Here is a 21,546-nt window from a genome sequence, read left to right as displayed (position 1 = left end):
GAGGTAGTTGTATGAATATGCTTTGGATAGTTAGTGGGCAAACGTATCAGCAGCTGCCTATAGATTTTAAAACCTTTCGCCAAGCAACGGTTGGAAACACTCAGCATCAAACGTTTACTTTTTCCTATCCGTTTGAGAAAGGGCAAATGACGCTGTCATCTGAAAAGAACGGCCGGCTCTTGATTTCCTATGGAGAAGAAAGGATAGCAGAGCTATCTGTTTCTGAGTCGTTTGTATGGCGAGAACAAGGACAGGCTTTAACCTTTGCCCTTACAGAGACGGCTGTTAAAGAAGCTGTCTATTATATTGATTACGGATCAGAAGTCTCGTTTTCCACAAGTGATGAAGCAGCTGATGTGTATCAGCAGAAAGAAAAGTATGTAGTAGAGCCAAAAGAAGGATTTTACTTATCAAAGATAAACGGGAAGTGGAAGGTCTTTTATAACCAAGAACGGCTTTATCTTAATGGACACCGAATAGAAGAGAATAGGAACCTTCAGCCCGGAGATCTTATTTTATGGTCTTCTATGACGATTCAATTAATCGAAAAAGATTTGCTGAAGATTCAAAGCTACTATGATTATGCATCTAAGCTTCCGGCTACGGCGCAACCTATTTCTGAAATGAAAAAGAAGTACCCGGTTTATAGACGGACACCGCGCATGATATATGATTTGCCTAATGATAAGGTGAGCTTGTCCTTTCCGTCTCAAGACAATGATGAAAATAACCGAAGCTTATGGCTTACCATTTTACCCCCATTAGTCATGCTTTTAGTCATGGGTACGGTATCGATTATTCAGCCCAGGGGAATTTTTATTATTATATCTGTCATGATGTTTACGACCACGCTGATTGTATCTACCGTTCAATATTTCAAAGATAAAAAACAGCGCAAGAAGCGCCAAGAGCGTCGTCGTCGAATTTATACAAAGTACTTAGAGAACAAGCGCGAGGAATTACAAGAACTAGCATCAGTTCAACAAGATGTATTATCTTATCATTTTCCAACGTTTGAACGAATGAAATATTTAACAGAACAGATTTCCGATCGAATTTGGGAACGAACTGTGGAAAGCAGTGATTTCTTACAGGTGCGTCTTGGAAAAGGAACAGTTCCTGGAAGCTACCAAATTTCTTTAAATAGCGGAGATATGGCTAATCGAGAAATTGATGATTTGCTTGAGCAGTCTCAGCACATGGAAAAAGTCTATCGAGAAGTCAAAAATGCGCCTGTTACCGCTCACTTAGGTTTAGGCTCTATCGGTCTGGTAGGAAAGATGAAGACGGTGAAGAATGAACTGCATCAGCTTGTAGGACAGCTGGCATTCTCCCACAGTTATCATGATGTGAGATTCGTATTCATTTTTGATGAAGAAGAATATAAAGAGTGGGAATGGATGAAATGGCTCCCTCATTTTCAGCTGCCTCATTCTTTTGCGAAAGGCTTCATTTATAATGAACAAACGAGAGATCAGCTTTTATCTTCTATTTACGAAATGCTGAGAGAACGCGACTTAGATGAAGCAAAAGGAGAAGGGGTTTTCTTGCCTCACTTTGTTTTTATTATTACGAATCAGCAGCTAATTGCAGATCACGTTATCTTAGAGTATTTAGAAGGGTATCACCCTCATCTGGGGTTCTCTACGATATTTGCGGCAGAGACGAAAGAAAGCTTAACGGAGCATGTTCACACACTCGTTCGTTATATTAACGAATCCGAGGGGGATATATTAATTCAAAAGCAAAAAGCTGTGAATATTCCATTTCAGCTTGATAAACACACGCTTGATTATAATGAAAGATTTGCAAGGATGCTGCGGACATTGGATCACCAAGTTGGCATGACCAACTCAATTCCAAATAGCGTTTCATTCTTAGAATTATTTAAAGCAAGAGAAATTGGTGAGCTGGATATCGTGCAAAGGTGGCACACCAATGAATCAGCTAAGTCGCTAGCGGTTCCAATTGGTTTAAAAGGAAAAGAGGATATTGTTGAACTAAATCTTCATGAAAAAGCTCACGGCCCTCATGGATTACTTGCAGGTACGACGGGGTCAGGGAAAAGTGAATTTTTACAAACGTACATTCTTTCTCTAGCGGTGAATTTCCACCCCCGTGAAGTCGCATTTTTATTGATTGACTATAAGGGCGGAGGAATGGCTCAGCCGTTTAAAAACATGCCTCACCTGCTTGGAACCATTACAAATATTGAAGGAAGTAAGAATTTTAGTACAAGAGCCTTAGCTTCTATTAAAAGTGAATTAAAGCGACGCCAACGCTTGTTTGATAGATATGAAGTCAATCATATTAATGATTATACAGATTTATATAAGCAAGGTATGGCAGAAGAACCTCTGCCTCACTTATTCTTAATCTCGGATGAATTTGCTGAGTTAAAAAGTGAAGAACCAGAGTTCATTCGCGAATTAGTCAGCGCGGCGCGAATTGGACGTAGTCTAGGCGTTCATTTAATTTTAGCAACACAAAAGCCAGGCGGTGTTATTGACGATCAAATTTGGAGTAATGCGCGCTTTAAAGTAGCGTTAAAAGTCCAAGATGCCGCTGATAGTAAAGAAATCTTAAAAAATGCAGACGCTGCTTCTATTACGGTGACGGGTCGAGGCTATCTGCAGGTTGGAAATAATGAAGTGTATGAACTGTTTCAGTCAGCCTGGAGCGGCGCGCCGTACATGGAAGATACGTATGGGGCTGAAGATGAAGTAGCCATTGTCACAGATCTCGGGTTGATTCCTTTATCTGATGTATCTACTCAGCAGACGTCATCCAAACAAGCGGAAGCAGAAATTGATGTTGTGGTGCAAAAAATCGAACAAACGCAGCAGGAATTAGGTATCAAAAAATTAAATAGTCCATGGCTGCCGCCTCTTAAAGAGAGATTGCTTCGCAGTGAGTACAAAGAGAAGCGAGACGGCGTATTCCCAATTGGCTTAATTGATGAACCTGAAAAGCAAAGTCAAACGGTATATAACTATCAGCTAATGGACGATGGAAACATTGGTATATTTGGTTCGTCAGGATACGGTAAATCGTTTACAGTCATGATGTTGCTTCTTAGTCTAGCTGAAAGACAGAGCCCAGAGCAGCTTCATTATTACATTTTTGACTTTGGGAACGGTACGCTGCTGCCGCTTCGTCAGCTGCCTCATACGGCGGATTATTTCTTAATGGATCAAATGCGTAAAATTGAAAAATTCATGACGATTATCAAACAAGAAATCGCAAGGCGAAAGCAGTTATTTCAACAGCAGGAAGTTAGCAATATCAAAATGTATAATGCTTTAAGTTCAGAAGAGCTTCCTCTAATTTTTATCACGATTGATAATTTTGATCTTGTCAAAGAAGAAATGCAAGATCTAGAAATGCAGTTCACGCAGCTTGTGCGTGACGGCCAGTCTTTAGGAATTTATATGATCTTTACCGCAACGCGCGTGAATTCTATTCGTCAGTCACTTATGAATAACTTGAAAACGAAGGTGGTTCATTACTTAATGGATCATTCAGAAGCGTATTCTATTTTAGGGCGTACGCCGTATGCGCTAGAGTCTATTCCAGGCCGGGCTATTATCAAAACGGATCAACCTTATTTTGCACAGCTGTTTTTACCTGCGGAAGGAAAAGATGATTTTGAAATTTTTGATGCAGTTAAGCTGCACATTCAACGATTAAAGAATCAATACGCTGATGCTATTCTTCCGGAGCCGGTGCCAATGCTGTCATCGAAACTTGTACTTGCCGAATTTATGACGGACAGAAGAGTTATTCGCGAAAAAGGAGTTATTCCTCTTGGGTTAGATGAAGAGTTTGTTCGACCGGTGCATATGAACTTTACGAAAAATAAGCATTGTATCGTCATGGGACAGACGCAAAAAGGAAAGACCAATGTAGTGAAAGTCATACTGCAAACAGCGCTTGAACAAGGCGTGAAGCAAATCGGACTATTTGATTCGGTTGACCGTGGTTTATCAAGCTATGCAGCTGAAGAGCAAGTTGTTTACATGGAAACAAAAGAACAGATCGTCGACTGGCTTGACCTAACCGAAGAACGATTGCAGCGACGTGAAAATAAGTATTTGGAAGCAGTGCAGGAAGGAACCGTACACGGCCTTTCATTTGCCCCGATCATGCTTGTAGTAGACGGATTTGTACGATTCCAGCAAAACTTAGACAGTGTCTTGCAGGATCGTATTACAAAATTGATGAAAAATTATAGCCACCTGGGCTTTAACTTGATTGTTGCAGGGAACAACAATGAGTTTTCAAAAGGATTTGACGCGTTAACAACAGAAGTGAAGCAAATTGGCCAAGCTGTGTTGTTGATGAAGAAAACAGAGCAAAGCTTATTTACACTTCCTTATGACCGAAAAGAAGCCGACGTTAACCCTGGCTTCGGTTATTATATTAAAAGTGGAAAAGAAACAAGAATTCAAATCCCGCTATGTGTAAGTGAAAGGAAGATCTTAACATGACCGAACAGCGTAAGTATACACTTAAAGTCATATTAGCTGTTGTTTTAATTTTGGCTCTTCCTTCTTTCTTTTTCCAGTATATTGGAGACAACCCGCTACAAGTCACAGAAAACTCAACAAGAACGATTGCGGTTGTTAACGAAGATAATGGAGTAAAAGAAAACAATGAAAAAGCGATAGAATTTGGAGAAAAAGTGACTCCTCTTTTACAGGAGGGGTCGGATTATCAATGGACCGTGCTTGGACGAAGCGCAGCTACAAGCGGTTTACAGAATGGGAAATATGATGCGGTTATTTATATTCCCTCGACTTTCTCACAAAATATTTTATCGTATCAGGAAAAAAAGCCAGAAAAAGCTACTTTGGAATACAAAGTTCAAAGTCAGCTTAACGCAGTTAATAAGGAAAAAGTAGTAGGGGAATTAGAAGATGCTACTACAAAGGTTAATAATGAAATGTCCTCTTTGTACTGGAGTTATGTATCACAGGAAGTGGATAAGGTACGCGGACAGTTCGATAAAATTCTAAATAAAGAAATCGCCTTTCAAAAAACAATGGTCGCTTTTTATAAACCGAATTCAAAAGATTTAGCAGGTGAATTAAATGATCAAAAGAAAATTCTTCAGCAAATCCAAGATAATGTAAATAAAGCAGAAAAAGGTTCTAGCGACAGACAAGGCGACGTAGAACAGGTTGAAAAGAATTTAAACAGCTTCATTGAATATGTAAATCAATATCAAACATATCAAGAAACACAGAAACAAATGCTTGAAAAAACGCAGGCTCAAAGCGTCGCTGCGATTCAACAAGGGTTGTCTTCCCTTGAATCTAATCAGCCAAGCTCTAAGCAAAATTTTAATGAGCAGGCCAATCAAGTGTTTATTGGCTTATCTTCCATTCAACAGCAGCTGGATGAAAATCAAAAAGCCGTTGGAGAACTTGGAGATCAACAAGCAGATAACGTCAGTGAACAAGAAAAAGCTCTGCAAGATTTGAACGGCCAAATCATCAGTTCATACAAACAGCAGTCTGAGCAAACAACCCTAAATCAAATTGAAAGCAAGCTAAAGCCGCTTCGTGCGCAGCTAGAGACAGCTTCATCAAATGATGGCGGCGGGGGCTCAACGGATCCAGGGGAAAGTGATGGAACTCAGCCAGATCCTAATCAAGACGGAGAGACGCCAACGGACCCTGGAGAAGGTGACGGAACTCAGCCAGATCCTAATCAAGGTGGAGAGACGCCGACGGATCCTGGAGAAGATGATGGAACTCAGCCAGATTCCGGTCAAGGCGAAGGAACGTCAGAACCAATTCAAGTGGATTTATCTCAGCAAACAGCAAAGCTTGATGATATATCAAAAGGGCTTGATGATTTAGAACAGCAGCTTCAAGGCATGACGAGTGAAACACCCGAAGCGCCTGAAGCACCTGAGGGCACGGAAACGCCTGGAACGCCTGAAACACCAGATACACCGGATACACCTGATACATCAGGCACATCCGATGCTGTGAAAAGTGCGCTTGAAAAAGTGGCTAATCTAAAAACACAGGTACAGGCAGTCAAAGATGAGCTGCAAAATGTAACCGTTCAGCCTGAAACTTCAGGAGAAAATACGGATGCGCTGAAGCAGAAAATTGCCAGTTTGGAAGCAGACGTTAAGTCTTTGACAGCACAGAAAAACAAAGCAGAGAAAGACTTAGAAGAAGCAACCAAGTCGTCGAGCAGTCAAATTGCTAAGCTTCAAGAAGAAAATGAACGATTAAAAAAAGAGAATGAAAAGTTGAAAGAAGACGGCAAAAAACCTTCTAAAGGCAGTGCGGATGTTGATGGTCTCATTACGATGATTAAAAACAAAGAAGATAAAATCTTATCTTCTCCAAACCTTTCAGCTTCTCGAAAGGAAAAGCTGAGCAATACATTCTCAGGTAAGATTAAAAGCAGCAGTGCCGAAGATCTGTTAAAGTACTACGGTGATTTATCGCAGTATGATTTGACTTTAGCTCAAGTAGGAAATACAGACATACAGAACAGCGTCCTTAACAATGACTCTATTAAAGGAAGTTTGCAGCAGGCGTTAGCTGGAACCGTTTCTTCTCAAGACGCGCGTAAGCAAATTCAACAAAACCTGTCTCTAACAAAAGAAGAGTTAGCACAGTTCCAAAGTTCAGTGCAAGATTTTGCTGATCAATATGGACAAACAGTTGATGCTGAACAAGCATCGATTATGGAAGAGCTATCAGCTATTCAAGAAAAAGCAAATGCAATGAATCAAGAGCTTCAATCTAGCGCAGGTGAAGATCAAGCATTAGAAAAGAAAGAAGCTCCGGACGTAACAGGCTTAATGACGCTGCAGCAAAGCATGGGTCAAGAGTTGAAGGGAATGAACGAACTCATTTCATCTTTAGGTGAAAGACAAGCTAATGTTGTCACGTACACAGATGAATTGCAGAAGCGTGTAAATGAAGTTCAGGATAAGGCTGACACGCTTAACAGCAAGTGGGCCCAAAACGTGGATTCAACGAAGTTGGTGCGAGGCCAGGTATACCGCTTGTTAAATAATACATTAGTAGATGGACAGAATAACGATTACGTTTATCATTATTTAGCAAATCCTCTTCAAGTAAGCGGTGAAGTGCCGGCTGAAAAAGTAAAAGAGGTTCCACCGGTTGTCATTTTGGTTATTATCTTAATCAGCAGCCTACTAATTGGCTATTTCAGTCAATATTACCGACATGCACCGATGCTTGTAAAAGGTACGCTCTTTGGATTATTGAATTTGATTGTAGGGTTAATGGTAAGTATCTTTAGCCTTAATATTTATTCGTTATCGGGAGACCGGGCAATGGAATGGTCAATCTTTACGATCGTCTTATTGCTTGCTTCATCTACACTTGTGCGTATTGCTTTCTTATTAGGAAGCTTCGCTGGATGGGTGACGACAGTAGGGTTGATTTTATTTTATATTACCCCACTTCTTAACTTATCTATGCCAAACTTTAATTACGAAGATCCAGTATCTAAAGTGTACATGTCCATTCAATATGATACGCAGTCTCTGTTTGGACAGGCGCTTATTGTATTACTGGGAATGACTGCCGTTTTAAGTGTTCTGCCATCTATTATTCGTGCTTTAAAGACGACTAAAGAGGTTGAAAATGATGAAACCTATAGTGCTTAGTAAGAAGATTGGAAGTGTTGTTCTTATTTTTTCACTTTTTTGTTTCCCTATAGCAGCAGCGGCTGAAGATGATGATGGAAACGTTGAAGAGATTAAACCAAATGTATATAAAGATGATCCCATTAACTTAGACCCCGAATCTTTGCTAGAAAATAAAAAAGAAGTAGGAAATATTCCGGAGGAAATAAAGGATCTTACATTTGAAAAAGAGGAAGATGCAGAGAAAGAGAGTTTAAAAGAAAGTCTTTTTGCGAACGCATCAGCTGAAGATAATACGATTTCTTCGAAAGCAAAAGAATATAACTTGTTTTCTTCTAAAAACACTTCCTACAAGAAAGATCGGACAGAACAAACGGCTTCTGAAAAGTCATCAGATCTACAATGGTTTTATTTATTATTGATTGGTGTGGGGGTTGTTGTATTATTTGTGGTTTTAATACCGCGCATTAGCCCTCAGCCTTCTGTGAAAAAATGAAAAAACCTCGCTGTTAATCAACAGCGAGGTTTTTGCGTATAGACGTAAATTTACAGGCGGCGGAAGCCTTCTTCAAACAAATAATCTTCTGCTTCTTCGTAAGATAAAAATGCTGCCTCTAAATTCAAGCCAGAATAAATATTCCACAGGTCATCTTCATGAACAAGTAAAAGCGTTGCATTGTCTGGGCCGTTCCAGCGCTGTTCATTTCCATTCCCTACAATAGCTTCTTCTCTAGCTGTATCAGGAAGGGTAGACAAAGATTCAATAGAAGCTTCAATAATTGATCGAAGATCTTCTTCAGTGTAATCACGGATATTCACAAGACCTTTGTCATTTGTTTCATATCCTTTTAAAAAACCTGCATATACAAATCCATTTCCGTTAGGATGCAGATGATGCACAACAACCGTTTTATCGTACACGCTTTCTTCATAATGAAAATTCACGCGTCCTAAAGATACATCTTTTCGATGCAGCTCTGGAAACGATGAAATAATAGCTAATTTTTCGTCAAAACTAAGCATAGACAATCCTCATTTCTATTTAAATCATTTCATTTTCTGAAATGGTATAAGCTCTTTTACGATTCGGTTGATTATACCATATATAAAGAAAGACACATAATGCTTTTTCCAGTGTGGACTTTTAAAAATATAACCCTTCGCATAAAGCAGCCGCCACTGTAAAGAAGAACACATCTTTTTCACTATAAAACTTAACAAAAAACAGGCAGGGAATTCACAGTGAAAAAATAATATAAAGAGGTGGAAGGAAACGAGTTTTTAAACCTATCATAAGGAGGAATAAAAAAGTGAGATTACATGCTCTGTGTAAAAAAACATGGGTAATGTCCCTGCTTGTTTTTGCTCTTGTAGTGAGCTTAACTCCTGTTAGTCAAGCAGCGGCATCTTTATCTGTGTCACAAGCTCTTGAAAATCAAAACAATAGTGTACAAGCTGTTAAAGGATATGTAGTAGGTCAACCTACAGGCACATCTACAGTTATTACGAGCAATTACCCAAACGATTATGCACTTGCTCTCGCTGACAGTGCAAATGAAACCAACACAGACAAGATGGTATACGTTCAAATTCCTTCAAATTTGCGAAGTACATTTGGACTTCAAAGTCGCTCGGAGTTAAAAGGGAAAAGTCTTACTGTTACGGGCACACTCACCCCTTACTTTTCACACCCGGGAATAAAATCAGTTACTTCTATCAGTACAGAAACAGGAGGAACTGATCCGACTCCAGACCCCACAGAGCCAACTGTTCCAGTAGAAGACTATTATCGTACCGCAGCTGGAAAAACAGGAAACACCTTAAAAACAGAGCTTCATAACATTATTGACCATCACACAGAACTTTCGTATTCAGCCGTATGGGAAGCTTTAAAGAAAACGGATGAAGATCCAGCTAATGCAAATAACGTTATTTTGCTCTATACGGGGCGTTCACAGAGTAAGAGTACAAATGGAGGTGGAGTGGACGATTGGAATCGTGAGCACGTCTGGGCAAAGTCTCACGGGGACTTTGGAACAGCTATGGGTCCTGGAACAGACCTTCATCATTTACGTCCAACCGATGTGTCTGTAAATGGTACGAGAGGAAACTTAGATTTTGATAACGGAGGGACGGAACATAGCGAGGCACTCGGAAATTATTTTGACAGTGATTCATGGGAACCTCGAGATGAAGTAAAAGGTGATGTGGCTCGTATGTTGTTTTATATGGCCGTACGCTATGAAGGCGATGTAAGTGATGAGCCTGACTTAGAACTTAATAACACAGTGAATAATGGCACTGCTCCTTATCATGGGAAATTATCTGTGCTTCTTCAATGGAACGCCGAAGATCCAGTAGATGATCGAGAACGACGCAGAAATGATATTATTTATTCAGACTATCAGCATAACCGCAATCCGTTTATTGACCATCCTGAATGGGTGAATGAGATTTGGAACTAATGTAGGAGGCGTCCTGGCGGGGCGTCTTTTTTTATAAAAGAAAAAGGAAAAAACTAAAATCCGCCGAATACCTATAGGTGATTTTGAAAAAATGGAGGGAAGCTATGAAACAGCTATGTAAAAAAGGATTGGCTTTTATTTTGGTGCTCATTTTTGTTAACGCTTTCATTTTGAATCCACTTAATGGAGCGGCTGCCGTAGATGGAAAATCAATGAATCCTGGTTACAAAACCTACTTAATGGCGCCTTTAAAAAAGGTAACAGACTATACAACATGGGAAGCGTTTGAGAACGATTTACGCAAAGCGAAACAAAATGGATTTTATGCGGTGACAGTAGACTTCTGGTGGGGAGATATGGAGAAGAACGGCGATCAGCAGTTTGATTTTTCCTATGCTCAGCGCTTTGCTCAAGCTGCTCGTAATGCAGGTATAAAGATCGTTCCTATTATTTCTACTCATCAGTGCGGCGGTAATGTTGGAGATGATTGTAACGTTCCGCTTCCGTCTTGGGTATGGAACTTAAAAAGTGATGACAGCCTTTACTTTAAATCTGAAACAGGTACGACAAATAAAGAAACGCTAAGCCCGCTGGCAACTGACGTTATTTCTAAGCAATACGGAGAGCTCTATACGGCATTTGCGCAAGCGTTAGCACCTTATAAAGACGTGATTGCTAAAATCTATTTATCCGGAGGCCCTGCAGGTGAAATTCGTTATCCGTCCTATACAGCAGCAGACGGAACCGGCTATCCTTCTAGAGGAAAATTTCAAGTGTATACGAACTTCGCCAAAAGCAAGTTTCAATCATATGCTTTGACTAAATACGGTTCACTCGCCGGCGTCAATCAGGCATGGGGAACCAATTTAACCTCTGCATCGCAAATTTTACCGCCATCAGATGGCTATCAGTTCTTAAAAGATGGTTATTCAACAGCTTATGGAAAAGATTTCTTAGCATGGTATCAAGGAGCTTTGGAAGATCATACAAAACGTATTGGACAGTTAGCTCATCAGGCTTTTGATGCCACCTTTAACGTACCAATCGGTGCAAAAGTGGCGGGAATTCATTGGCAGTATAATAATCCGACGATTCCTCATGCTGCAGAAAAACCTGCTGGATATAATGATTACAATGCGCTTTTAGACGCTTTTAAAACAGCTAAATTAGATATAACGTTTACGTGCTTAGAAATGACGGACAGCGGAAGTTATCCCGAATATTCTATGCCAAAGACGCTTGTACGCCAAGTAGCAGGTATTGCGAATGCAAAAGGAATTGTTTTAAACGGGGAAAATGCTCTAACTATAGGCAGTGAAGATCAATATAAAAAAGCAGCTGAAATGGCCTTTAACTATAATTTTGCAGGATTTACTTTGCTTCGTTTCTACGATGTCATTAACAATGATACGCTGATGGGGCAATTTAAAAATACGCTGGGCGTTACACCAGTTGCGCAAACGGTTGTAGTAAAAAATGCGCCAACTGCGGTAGGAGAAACGGTTTATATTGTTGGAGACAGAGCTGAGCTAGGTCAGTGGGATACGTCCCTTTATCCAATTAAATTAACATATAATTCATCTACAGCCGATTGGAGAGGCACCGTCTATTTTCCTGCGAGTCAAAATGTTCAATTTAAAGCAATTGTGAAGAGAGCTGATGGCTCGTTAAAAGCATGGCAGCCTTCGCAGCAATATTGGAGCGTGCCGTCAACAACAGCAACTTATACAGATAATTGGTAAACAAAGCCGCATAGCAAACGCTATGCGGCTTTGTTTCGAACATGAGAATTATTTCCAGTTCGCTTGAATAAACTCATCTCGACCAGACTTAGCGCGGTCTTCTTTATAATGCTTTGGATTTTTCTTGTGGAAATCTTGGTGATACTCTTCCGCTTCATAAAACGCAGAGGCAGGAAGGATGCTTGTCACGATTGGTTTTTTAAAACGTCCGCTTTTTGCGACCTCTAGCTTTGTCTCTTCAGCTTCCTGCTTTTGGCTATCGTTATGGTAAAAAATTGCTGTTCGATACTGCGAGCCTCGATCTTGGAATTGACCTCCATCATCTGTTGGATCAATTTGCGGCCAATAAAGATCTAACAAACGTTTATACGGAAACACTTCAGGGTCAAATGTGATTTGAACCACTTCGTAATAACCGCTTGTGCCAGATTTTACTTGCTCATAGGTAGGGTTATCCACAGTTCCCCCCATATATCCTGATACAATGCCGTGAATACCTTCTAGCTCTTCAAATGGTGTAACCATACACCAGAAACATCCACCTGCAAATGTAGCTTTTTCCATACGTAATCCCTCACTTAATCCGTTGTTATGAAGGGTATTATAACAAATTTATATTGAAACAGCTAGAAAAGGGTTTGTAGGTTGTGTAAAAGCTGTGGATAAAGATAAATATCCACAGCTTTTACACAATAAACTCGGCTATGTTGAAGATTGAAAAATGCAGGAGAGAAGAAAGAAAAAATGATAGAATAGATGAGGTGTATATATCGATGTAGCAGAGATTAGGCGGCAGAAGCAGGATCTATGCGGCATCTAGATAAATAAAGTTAGTACGTTAGTAACAAGAGGTAAGAAACAGCATATTCGCGCTGTTAAATAAATATACAAAGATAATAGGAGAGTTGAATATGTTACAAGATAATCTCATCCTAGAGCACTATGGATTAAATGAATTAAATTTTGATACGATCAAAAGCTACCGGGATCGATTTGCTGAAGTAAAACCAGCTCATCCTTGGAATGCGCTTGAAACAAAAGAGTTTTTATACAAAGTAGGAGCATGGGGAAAGGTAAGAGATACCCATAAAGAAGGAGTTACGCTCGCAGGCCTGCTTTTATTCAGTGAAGAACGGATTATCACAGAAGTTTTACCACAATACTTTTTAGAATACCGGGAAAGTAAAGGGAATGAAGAATGGACAGAGCGTTTTACCTCTCAAGACGGGACGTGGTCAGGAAATATTTTCGATTTTTATTTCCATATTCATGAAATTGTTCGCAATAGCGAACCCCAGTCGTCAATCGCTTCCTCTTTAACAGAAGTTTTAATCAATATGCTTATTCATGCAGATTATAATGGCGAGGGCGGCGTTATTTTAGAAAAGCAACCTTCTCATTACGTTTTTTCTAATCCAGGTCTTTTGTTAGTACCTACAGATTCAGTTTTTAGTAAAACCGTTAGTCAGCTTCGAAACCCGAATATCGTTAAGCTATTCAGTTTACTAGGGCTATGTGAACGTTCGGGCTCTGGCTTGAAAAAAGTGAAGCAAAACTGGAGCTTGCATCATTATAAAAAGCCTTCTGTTGATCAAGATGTTTCTATGCATCGTACGGTAGTCACGTTATCTCTGTCCACTCAAGAAAGACAGATTAGTTCTTCTGAAAAAGACACTTATCATACGTCTGTAACTGATTTGGGAAATAATTTTAAAAGTGTTGAAAAATATCAAAACATACCTGAAAACAATGTCGAAAATAACTACTATAATAAAAATAAAGACTCTTATAATAAAGATTTATTAGAGGAGTTAAACTCATGTAATAACGATAATAACTCCTATAATAAAGAAGAAAACTACTATAATAGTGAACTTAACTCATATAATAAAGATGATTACTCCTATAATAGTTATCAAAGCTCCTATAATAAAGAATCGGAAGATGGTTCTTCTAATTCAGTGAATGGTGAGGATATTGATACGAAGCTATGGGATATTGCAGCGCTGGCTCGTGAAAAAAAACGGCTTTCGCCTAATCAGATGGAGCATATTATTCTTGAATTATGCAAAGAAAAACCGCTCATGCTTAAAGAGTTTGCTTATTTACTAGAAAGAACGCCGGATGGAGTACGTAATAATTATTTAACAAAGCTATTACGAAAAGGACAATTACAGTTGAAATATCCAAATCAGCCAAACCATCCAAAGCAGGCATATTTATTCCATAAGAAAGATACAGGGAAGTAAATCAAGCAACCGCTAGAACAAATAAAGATTAGGCTGAAAAAATTGATAAGGGAGAGTTTGCTGAAAGCTACAGATCTAAGGGAGAAATTCACCATAAAGTTGCCAAGCTGCCAGACTCTCTTTATATGAGTTCTGGCTCGTATAAAGGAGGAAATAGAGTGTGAAAAGCAAGTGCGTTCTTATTTTTCTGGTGGTTGTATGGCTGTTTAATATGGGGAAAGGAACAGGATGTGGATCAAAGGTGAATGCAGAGATGAATATACCGCTGTCGACGTGGGTGTGGGATACAAAGAAATGGATGTTGGACCAAGAAGCTATCCGTGAAAAACTTCAAGAAAAAAAGGTGACAAAGGTTTATTTACAAATTGACGCTCATCTTTCACCTTCTGTATATAGGCATTTTATCCAACAAGCGCAAGTCCAGGGTATAGATGTCTACGCACTTGACGGCGCTCCTTCTTGGATAGGGCCTTCTGGTATAGAAGAGCAAGACGCATTTTTTAATTGGATAACAGCTTACCAAGCAGAAGCGGAAGAACAACAGCAATTTTCAGGGGTTCATTTAGATATAGAGCCGTATTTGTATAAAAGCTGGAAAAATAATCGAGCGAAAAGTATTCTGCAGTATCAATATGTTATTTCTCAAGCTGCAGTACAGTCTCGTCAGTTACACTTGCCGCTTGCTGTAGATATACCGTTTTGGTTTGACGAAGTTCTATTCAAAAATAGCAACGGTTCCGGTTCGCTGGGGCATTGGATTATTCAGTACGCTGATGAAGTCACAATTATGTCGTACCGAAACCATGCAGATAAAGAAGACGGTATTGCTGACATAACGCAAAATGAACGCAAGTGGGGACGTGTACTATCCACTCCGATTGAAATAGGGGTAGAAACGATGGCTTCAGATGAAGGGGAATACATTTCTTTTTCTGCTAAAGGAGAAGAAAAGATGATGCAAGAGCTGGGTAAGTTGCTTACGAAGTGTCAAGCTAAAAACCCTCCAAGCAGTATAGCTGTTCATCATTTTGATAGCTGGCTACAGATGAAACCATGACAACGAAAAGACCGCTGCATCACTGCAGCGGTCTTTTTGGGTTTAGGGAGTATAGATACAATATAGCCATTTTATTAAAGGACTATACATAAAAAAAGTAACCATTTAAAAAATGGCTACTCACACAAAGGGGGGGAACTTAATCTTATCATTCCCACTTTTTCTAAAAGATATGCCTCTTTTAACCCGTTTTTTTTAAAATAATTTAGTCGTCCAAGATTCGCAGTTCCACACGTCTGTGACTACATCTTGATAAAATTCAGGTTCGTGACAAATAATTAAGATACTTCCTTTGTATTCTTTTAAAGCTCGTTTTAATTCATCTTTCGCATCTACATCCAAGTGGTTTGTAGGCTCATCCAGTACAAGAATGTTGGTTTCATTGTTAATCAGCTTACATAGACGGACTTTTGCTTTTTCTCCACCGCTTAGAACTTCTACTTTACTTTCAATATGTTTGGTTGTTAAGCCGCATTTAGCTAACGCTGCACGAATTTCATATTGGGTAAAGTGAGGAAACTCGTTCCATGCTTCTTCAATACACGTATTGTAGTTAGCTGATTTAACTTCTTGTTCGAAATAGCCAATATGCTGGTAATCGCCTTTTTCTACAGAGCCTGAAATCGGTTTGATTTCTCCTAGAATACTTTTTAAAAGAGTTGTTTTCCCGATTCCATTTGCTCCTACAAGGGCAATCTTTTGACCTCGCTCCATTTTTAGATTCAGTGGCTTAGAAAGCGGCTCTTCGTATCCAATGACTAAATCAGATGTTTCAAAAATTAATTTGCTTGAAGTACGAGCACTCTTAAAGTTAAACTCTGGTTTTGGACGCTCTTGAGCTAGTTCAATTACTTCCATTTTATCCAGCTTTTTTTGACGGGACATGGCCATATTTCGTGTCGACACGCGCGCTTTGTTTCTCGCTACGAAATCTTTTAAATCTGCCATTTCTTGCTGTTGTTTTTTATAAGCTGCTTCAAGCTGCTGTTTTTTCATCTCATATACTTTCATAAAATCGTCGTAGTCTCCTACATAGCGATTTAACTCTTGGTTTTCCATATGATAAATTAAATTGATCACGCTATTTAAAAATGGAAGATCGTGAGAAATTAAAATAAAGGCATTTTCATATTCTTGCAAGTAGCGTCGTAGCCACTCAATATGCTGTTCATCCAAGTAGTTTGTAGGCTCATCAAGTAAAAGAATTTCTGGTTTTTCAAGCAATAGTTTGGCTAGCAATACTTTTGTACGCTGTCCGCCACTTAAATCCTGTACGTCACGATCTAAGCCGATATCTTCTAATCCTAATCCGCGCGCAATTTCTTCGACTTTTGCATCGATAACGTAAAAGTCATTGTTTGTTAAGAGGTCTTGAAGCGTACCGACTTCTTCTAATAGTTTTTCGAGTTCTTCTGGTGATACATCCGCCATTTTCTCATAGAGGCCATTCATTTGAGCTTCTAAATCAAATAAATATTGAAAAGCACTTTTTAGTACATCACGAATAGAAAGGCCGCGCTCTAATGCCGTGTGCTGATCTAAATAGCCAACGCGCACTTTTTTAGACCATTCTACTTTTCCCGCATCCGGTTCTAGCTTGCCTGTAATGATGTTCATAAATGTTGATTTACCTTCGCCGTTTGCTCCAATCAAGCCGACGTGTTCACCTTTTAACAATCGAAATGATACATCGTTAAAAATCGCACGGTCACCAAAACCATGGCTTAGATTTTTTACGTTTAATACACTCATGCTGACACACCTTTTCTTTTAAAATATCTATCGTACGTTTCGTTATAAACAAATTGATTCATAACGATTATAGCGAACTTATATACATAAATCCATATGAGTTTTCCAGCCTTGAAAGTCATATAAAATTCACTCGCGTCTTCCTTTCACTTGATTCATACTATATATATCAATGTAGAAAATCCTTCATGACGAAGGGACGGTTATATCGAATCATTCAAATAGAGTATATAGAAGAATAAAAAGGCAGGGGGAAAAGAAATGAACATTTATACGATACTAGTGGCAGGAAGAATGCATAAGGAGCTGGAGGAGATAATCAAACAAAAGCAGCTGTCTCAGACGTTTCGATTTATGGAAGAGCAAGACGTTACAATGGAAGATTTAAACTGGGCTGACGCGCTTTTATCCTTCGGTCCAACGAATTACTTTAAAGACCATAGCTTCAAATGGATTCATTCTCTCGGTGCAGGAGTTGATCGGTTCTTAGAAAGTGGGGATTGGAAAAAGAGCGTGATGTTAACACGTACGGTTTGTTCATTTGGTCAGCGGATCAGTGAATATTGTCTTAGCTATATGCTAGCTGAACTTCAGCACCACGCACAGTTTCAGCATCAGCAAAAACAAAAGCAGTGGAAAGCGGTAGAGCCTCAGCAGCTTTCTGCTCAAACGGTCATCATTTATGGAACAGGTGAAATCGGAGGACGTCTTGCAACCGTTTTAAAATCTTTTGGTGTACGAGTGATAGGAGTATCTAAAAGTGGAAATGAAAAGCCGTCATTTGATCAAGTAGTCTCGATTTCAAATGAGAGAGACTTGCTAAAAGAAGCTGATTGGATTATTAGTACAATGCCGCTAACGAATGAAACAAAAAGCTACTTTGATTCAAAATGGATGAATGTAGTTGAAAATGCATACTTTATAAATGTTGGACGAGGTGCAACTGTAGATGAAAATGCGTTAGTAGAGGCTATTGAGCAAAAGCGTATTCGAAAAGCATACATAGACGTATTTGAACGTGAGCCGTTAACGAAAGAATCTTTTTGGTGGAATCATTCACATATCATCATAACACCTCATATTTCGGCGGTGACTACGCCTGCAGAAGCCGTAGAGTGCTTTGTTGAAACGCTGCAAAAAGTTGAGCAAGGCGAATTGCCTTCTAACTTGGTTAATATTGAAAGAGGTTATTAAAGCATTATGATGCGCGTTTCCGCTATGAGAATGGTATACTGAAACTTGCTTTTCGTGGACGAAAAGAATGAAATCTGTTCTTCTAGGGGGGAACAAACGTTGAAGCAAGAAGAATTATTTGAACAAGCACGTGTATTTATAGAGACGTGCTACGCTGAACTTGAAAAAAGCGAAGTGGAAAAAAACAAGCGATTAAAAGAAATTCATCAGCAAATTATGTCACTCGGACATTATGATCATACATTTGAAGAGTTAGAGCACGGAGCTCGCATGGCTTGGAGAAACAGCAATAAATGTATCGGACGACTATTTTGGCAATCGCTCAATGTATTTGATAAGCGAGAGGTGAGCACAGTTGAAGAGGTAAGAGACGCTCTGTTTCATCATATTGAATATGCAACAAATGACGGGAAAATCCGGCCTACTATTACGGTGTTTAAACCGAAAATGCAAGCAAAAGAACCGGTTAGAATCTGGAATCATCAGCTAATCCGCTATGCTGGGTACGAGACGGAATATGGTGTGATAGGAGATCCTGATTCTGTTGCGTTCACGGAGGTTTGCCAAAAGCTAGGGTGGGAAGGTGAGAAAACTCACTTTGATGTTCTTCCTCTGGTCCTGCAAGTTAATGAAGCGTCACCTCGATGGTTTGAGATTCCAAAACATTTAGTGAAAGAAGTAGCTATTACGCATCCGGAACTTCCTGAATTTGAAGACTTACAGTTAAAATGGTACGCTGTCCCGATGATTTCAGATATGAAGCTAGAAATTGGAGGGATTGATTACGTCGCAGCACCATTTAATGGATGGTACATGGGGACTGAAATTGGTGCCCGAAATTTGGCGGATACGTATCGCTATAATCAACTTCCAAAAATAGCTTCTATGATGGGATTGAACATGGATTACAACGCGACGCTTTGGAAGGACAAAGCTCTTATTGAATTAAACGTTGCGGTGCTTTCTTCTTTCAAACGAGAAGGTGTTAGCATTGTAGATCATCATACGGCTGCTCAGCAATTTCACTTGTTTGAAGAAAGAGAACAAAAAAATGGCCGGGAAGTGACTGGGAACTGGACATGGTTAATCCCACCGGTTTCACCAGCTACCACACATATTTTTCATAAGCCTTATAAAAATAAAGTATTATCACCAAATTATTTTTATCAAGACGCAGCTTATTAAATGAACAAAAAAGAGAGTACAAATTTGTACTCTCTTATTACACGTTAATTAATTTTTGTGTTTATCAAGCAAGTTAGCAAGTACATATGTTTTGTACTTTTCCACTTTGCGGCCTTCATGGTTGCGAACTCCTCGTTTTTTAAGTTCCTCAACATACCAACCTTTGCTTCCTACGTGCATACTCAAACACCCTTTCGTCATTTTTTTAGGATGAACAGAATGAGGTTCATTGTCTGCTCGAATGGAGACATCTTGTCTTTCCAATACGTGCCTCATTGTAACATCTTTTATTTTATGATGAAAGGGAAAAAGGTCAAAAAAACGAGAATGATTTCAGGTGAATTTTAGTTTGTTCATTCCTCGTTTTTTTGAGATAGGAGGAGGAGGTTTAATTCGTCTTTATTTTGGATTAGATCTTCTAATGTATACTGATCTAACACTTTAATGAAGGCTTGCATGGCTTCATGCAAAACACTTTTTAACTTGCAGACGGGGCTAATAATGCAGAAGTTTCCTTCACGGTCAAAACATTCAACAATATGAAAATCTTCTTCAGTTTGACGTACCACTTTGCCAATATTAATGTCTTTTGGAAGCTGAGCTAAACGAATACCGCCGTTTCGTCCTCGTATCGTTTCAATTAAGCCAAGTTTTCCAAGTTCGTGAATGATTTTCATAAGATGGTTCTTTGAAATATTATACGCTTCAGCAATTTCTTTTATATTGCTTAGTTTATTATTATCGCGAACGCCTAAATATAATAAAACTCGCAGTGAGTAATCTGTATATTGTGTGAGCCTCATCTTTTTACCTCTTCTCTTATCAGCAGCTGATATATCTATAATAGCATGTCTATATCTAAGAAATACAGAAAGAATGCTCACATTTTTGACAGGGTGAATTTGTGAACATTTCTTTAAATGTGTATATAAAATATATCTTTTTAAGTAGGATATGAGTATCATAAAGATGTATTAAAAATATATCTTTTAAAAATGAATCTTTCGGAGGCGAAAGTTATGAAACAAACAACTATTTCTATTGTAAAAAGTACAGTTCCTGTTTTAGAAAAGCATGGGCAAGCAATCACAACTCGTTTTTATGAAATGCTTTTTGAACAGTATCCTTCTTTAAAAAATGTATTCAACCAAACAAATCAAAAAACAGGACGTCAGCAAATGGCGTTAGCTAATACAGTTTATGCCGCTGCGCAGTACATCGATCGGCTTGAAACGCTGCTTCCAGTTGTGAAGCAAATCGCCCATAAACATCGCAGTATCGGCGTGAAAGCAGAGCACTATCCAATTGTCGGCGAGTTCTTATTAAAGGCAATTAAAGATGTTTTAAAAGAAGCTGCGACCGATGAGATTATGGAAGCTTGGAAAGAAGCTTACGGTGCCATTGCAGACGTATTCATAAGTGTGGAGCAAGAGTTATATGAAGAAGCTGAAGAAAAAGGATGGAAAGATTATAAAAAACTAATGGTTCATAAAAAAGTAAAAGAAGCAGAAGGCGTGTACTCGTTTTATTTAGTATCACCTGATCAAAAAGCACTGCCTGCTTTTCTGCCAGGTCAGTACGTGAGTGTACGAATTCCTGGTCAAGAATATTTATCCATTCGCCAGTACAGCTTATCTGGCTATCCAAACCAACCATACTATAAAATTACGGTGAAAAAAGAAAAACAAATGGAAGACGGGGTCGTGTCAACGTATTTACATGATCAATTGAAAGAAGGAGACTTGCTTGAAGTCAGCGTTCCAGCAGGAGATTTTGTCTTAAAAGAAAATAATAAATCAGTATTTATCAGCGGAGGTGTAGGAATTACTCCAATGATGTCAATGCTTCATCAAGCATTGGAAAACAATCAAGAAGTAACATTTATTCACAGTGCTAAAAATGAGCAGTTTCATGCAATGAAACGAGAGCTTCAATCGTTGTCAGAGACATATACGTTTGAACAGCACGTTTTCTATAGTCAAGCGCAAACAGATCAGCATGATGAAAACATAACGTATGGTCGCTTAACTAAAAAAGAGCTAGCTAAATATGTCGGCGATAAACATGCATATTATTATGTTTGTGGATCTTCTTCATTTACACAAATGGTGTTAGAAGGCCTAGATGAAATGGGCATTTCCCAAGAAAATATCATGTATGAATCGTTTGGCCCGAAAATGAGTATGACTCCTTCCGCATAAATGTATGGAAAAAGGGTAAAAAGCTAACAGTAGACAATACTGTTAGCTTTTTT

At 39.0% G+C, this 21,546-nt stretch carries 15 protein-coding genes; 10 read left to right on the top strand and 5 right to left on the bottom strand.

Annotated elements, in window-relative coordinates; all coding sequences use genetic code 11:
• Positions 1-11: 11 nt before the first annotated feature.
• From essC to essA, 3 genes are read left to right on the top strand one after another with little or no spacing between them, the layout of a single operon-like run.
• Positions 12-4,490 carry a type VII secretion protein EssC gene (essC, locus tag WKH56_RS30840; protein ID WP_342837326.1) on the top strand — a complete coding sequence of 1,493 codons (4,479 nt, stop codon included), beginning with the start codon at positions 12-14 and terminating at the stop codon, positions 4,488-4,490.
• Positions 4,487-7,669 (top strand): type VII secretion protein EsaA, encoded by a 3,183-nt coding sequence (gene esaA / locus WKH56_RS30835; protein ID WP_048021597.1) that lies wholly within the window; start codon positions 4,487-4,489, stop codon positions 7,667-7,669. Before essC ends, esaA begins: the two co-directional genes overlap by 4 nt.
• Positions 7,647-8,144: a type VII secretion protein EssA gene (gene essA, locus WKH56_RS30830; protein ID WP_168761417.1), complete on the top strand. Its 498-nt coding sequence runs from the start codon at positions 7,647-7,649 to the stop codon at positions 8,142-8,144. Before esaA ends, essA begins: the two co-directional genes overlap by 23 nt.
• Before the next feature lie 50 nt (positions 8,145-8,194).
• On the opposite strand, the gene WKH56_RS30825 is transcribed toward essA, so the two are convergent.
• Positions 8,195-8,671, bottom strand: coding sequence for a hypothetical protein (locus tag WKH56_RS30825; protein ID WP_028412469.1), 477 nt, complete (start codon positions 8,669-8,671; stop codon positions 8,195-8,197).
• A gap of 287 nt (positions 8,672-8,958) precedes the next feature.
• Between WKH56_RS30825 and WKH56_RS30820 the strand changes: the two genes are divergently transcribed.
• Positions 8,959-10,113, top strand: coding sequence for an endonuclease (locus WKH56_RS30820; RefSeq protein WP_033580730.1), 1,155 nt, complete (start codon positions 8,959-8,961; stop codon positions 10,111-10,113).
• Between the two features lie 104 nt (positions 10,114-10,217).
• Positions 10,218-11,855, top strand: a complete 1,638-nt coding sequence (locus WKH56_RS30815) for a family 14 glycosylhydrolase (protein ID WP_033580731.1) — start codon at positions 10,218-10,220, stop codon at positions 11,853-11,855.
• Positions 11,856-11,903: 48 nt separating this feature from the next.
• Here WKH56_RS30815 and msrA read toward each other — a convergent pair whose 3' ends face one another.
• Positions 11,904-12,419, bottom strand: coding sequence for a peptide-methionine (S)-S-oxide reductase MsrA (gene msrA, locus WKH56_RS30810; protein ID WP_028412466.1), 516 nt, complete (start codon positions 12,417-12,419; stop codon positions 11,904-11,906).
• A gap of 347 nt (positions 12,420-12,766) precedes the next feature.
• On the opposite strand from msrA, the gene WKH56_RS30805 reads away from it, so the two are divergent.
• Together WKH56_RS30805 and WKH56_RS30800 are read left to right on the top strand one after the other, a co-directional pair.
• Complete coding sequence (locus WKH56_RS30805) at positions 12,767-14,104, top strand: ATP-binding protein (RefSeq protein WP_048021594.1); 1,338 nt, start codon at positions 12,767-12,769, stop codon at positions 14,102-14,104.
• A 160-nt stretch (positions 14,105-14,264) separates the two neighbouring features.
• The gene (locus tag WKH56_RS30800) at positions 14,265-15,161 is read left to right on the top strand and encodes a hypothetical protein (protein ID WP_048021592.1); all 897 of its coding nucleotides are present in this window, start codon (positions 14,265-14,267) and stop codon (positions 15,159-15,161) included.
• A gap of 195 nt (positions 15,162-15,356) precedes the next feature.
• On the opposite strand, the gene WKH56_RS30795 is transcribed toward WKH56_RS30800, so the two are convergent.
• Positions 15,357-16,913, bottom strand: a complete 1,557-nt coding sequence (locus tag WKH56_RS30795; protein WP_028412463.1) for an ABC-F family ATP-binding cassette domain-containing protein — start codon at positions 16,911-16,913, stop codon at positions 15,357-15,359.
• A 261-nt stretch (positions 16,914-17,174) separates the two neighbouring features.
• Here WKH56_RS30795 and WKH56_RS30790 point away from each other — a divergent pair, with 261 nt between their 5' ends.
• Positions 17,175-18,107 carry a D-2-hydroxyacid dehydrogenase gene (locus WKH56_RS30790; RefSeq protein WP_048021589.1) on the top strand — a complete coding sequence of 311 codons (933 nt, stop codon included), beginning with the start codon at positions 17,175-17,177 and terminating at the stop codon, positions 18,105-18,107.
• Positions 18,108-18,206: 99 nt separating this feature from the next.
• Positions 18,207-19,292, top strand: coding sequence for a nitric oxide synthase oxygenase (locus WKH56_RS30785; RefSeq protein ID WP_221831870.1), 1,086 nt, complete (start codon positions 18,207-18,209; stop codon positions 19,290-19,292).
• 48 nt (positions 19,293-19,340) lie between these two features.
• Here the strand turns inward: WKH56_RS30785 and WKH56_RS30780 are convergent, their stop codons facing one another.
• Complete coding sequence (locus WKH56_RS30780) at positions 19,341-19,472, bottom strand: YflJ family protein (RefSeq protein WP_016762840.1); 132 nt, start codon at positions 19,470-19,472, stop codon at positions 19,341-19,343.
• Positions 19,473-19,645: 173 nt separating this feature from the next.
• Positions 19,646-20,095 (bottom strand): Rrf2 family transcriptional regulator, encoded by a 450-nt coding sequence (locus WKH56_RS30775; RefSeq protein ID WP_028410145.1) that lies wholly within the window; start codon positions 20,093-20,095, stop codon positions 19,646-19,648.
• Between the two features lie 216 nt (positions 20,096-20,311).
• Here WKH56_RS30775 and hmpA point away from each other — a divergent pair, with 216 nt between their 5' ends.
• Entirely contained in the window at positions 20,312-21,493 is a 1,182-nt protein-coding gene (gene hmpA, locus WKH56_RS30770) for an NO-inducible flavohemoprotein (protein WP_048021585.1), read from the top strand.
• Positions 21,494-21,546 lie beyond the last annotated feature (53 nt).

The organism is Priestia sp. SB1 (genome assembly GCF_038898415.1).
Note: the sequence above shows the minus strand (reverse complement) of the source record. Positions and strands in the feature narration are given on the sequence as shown.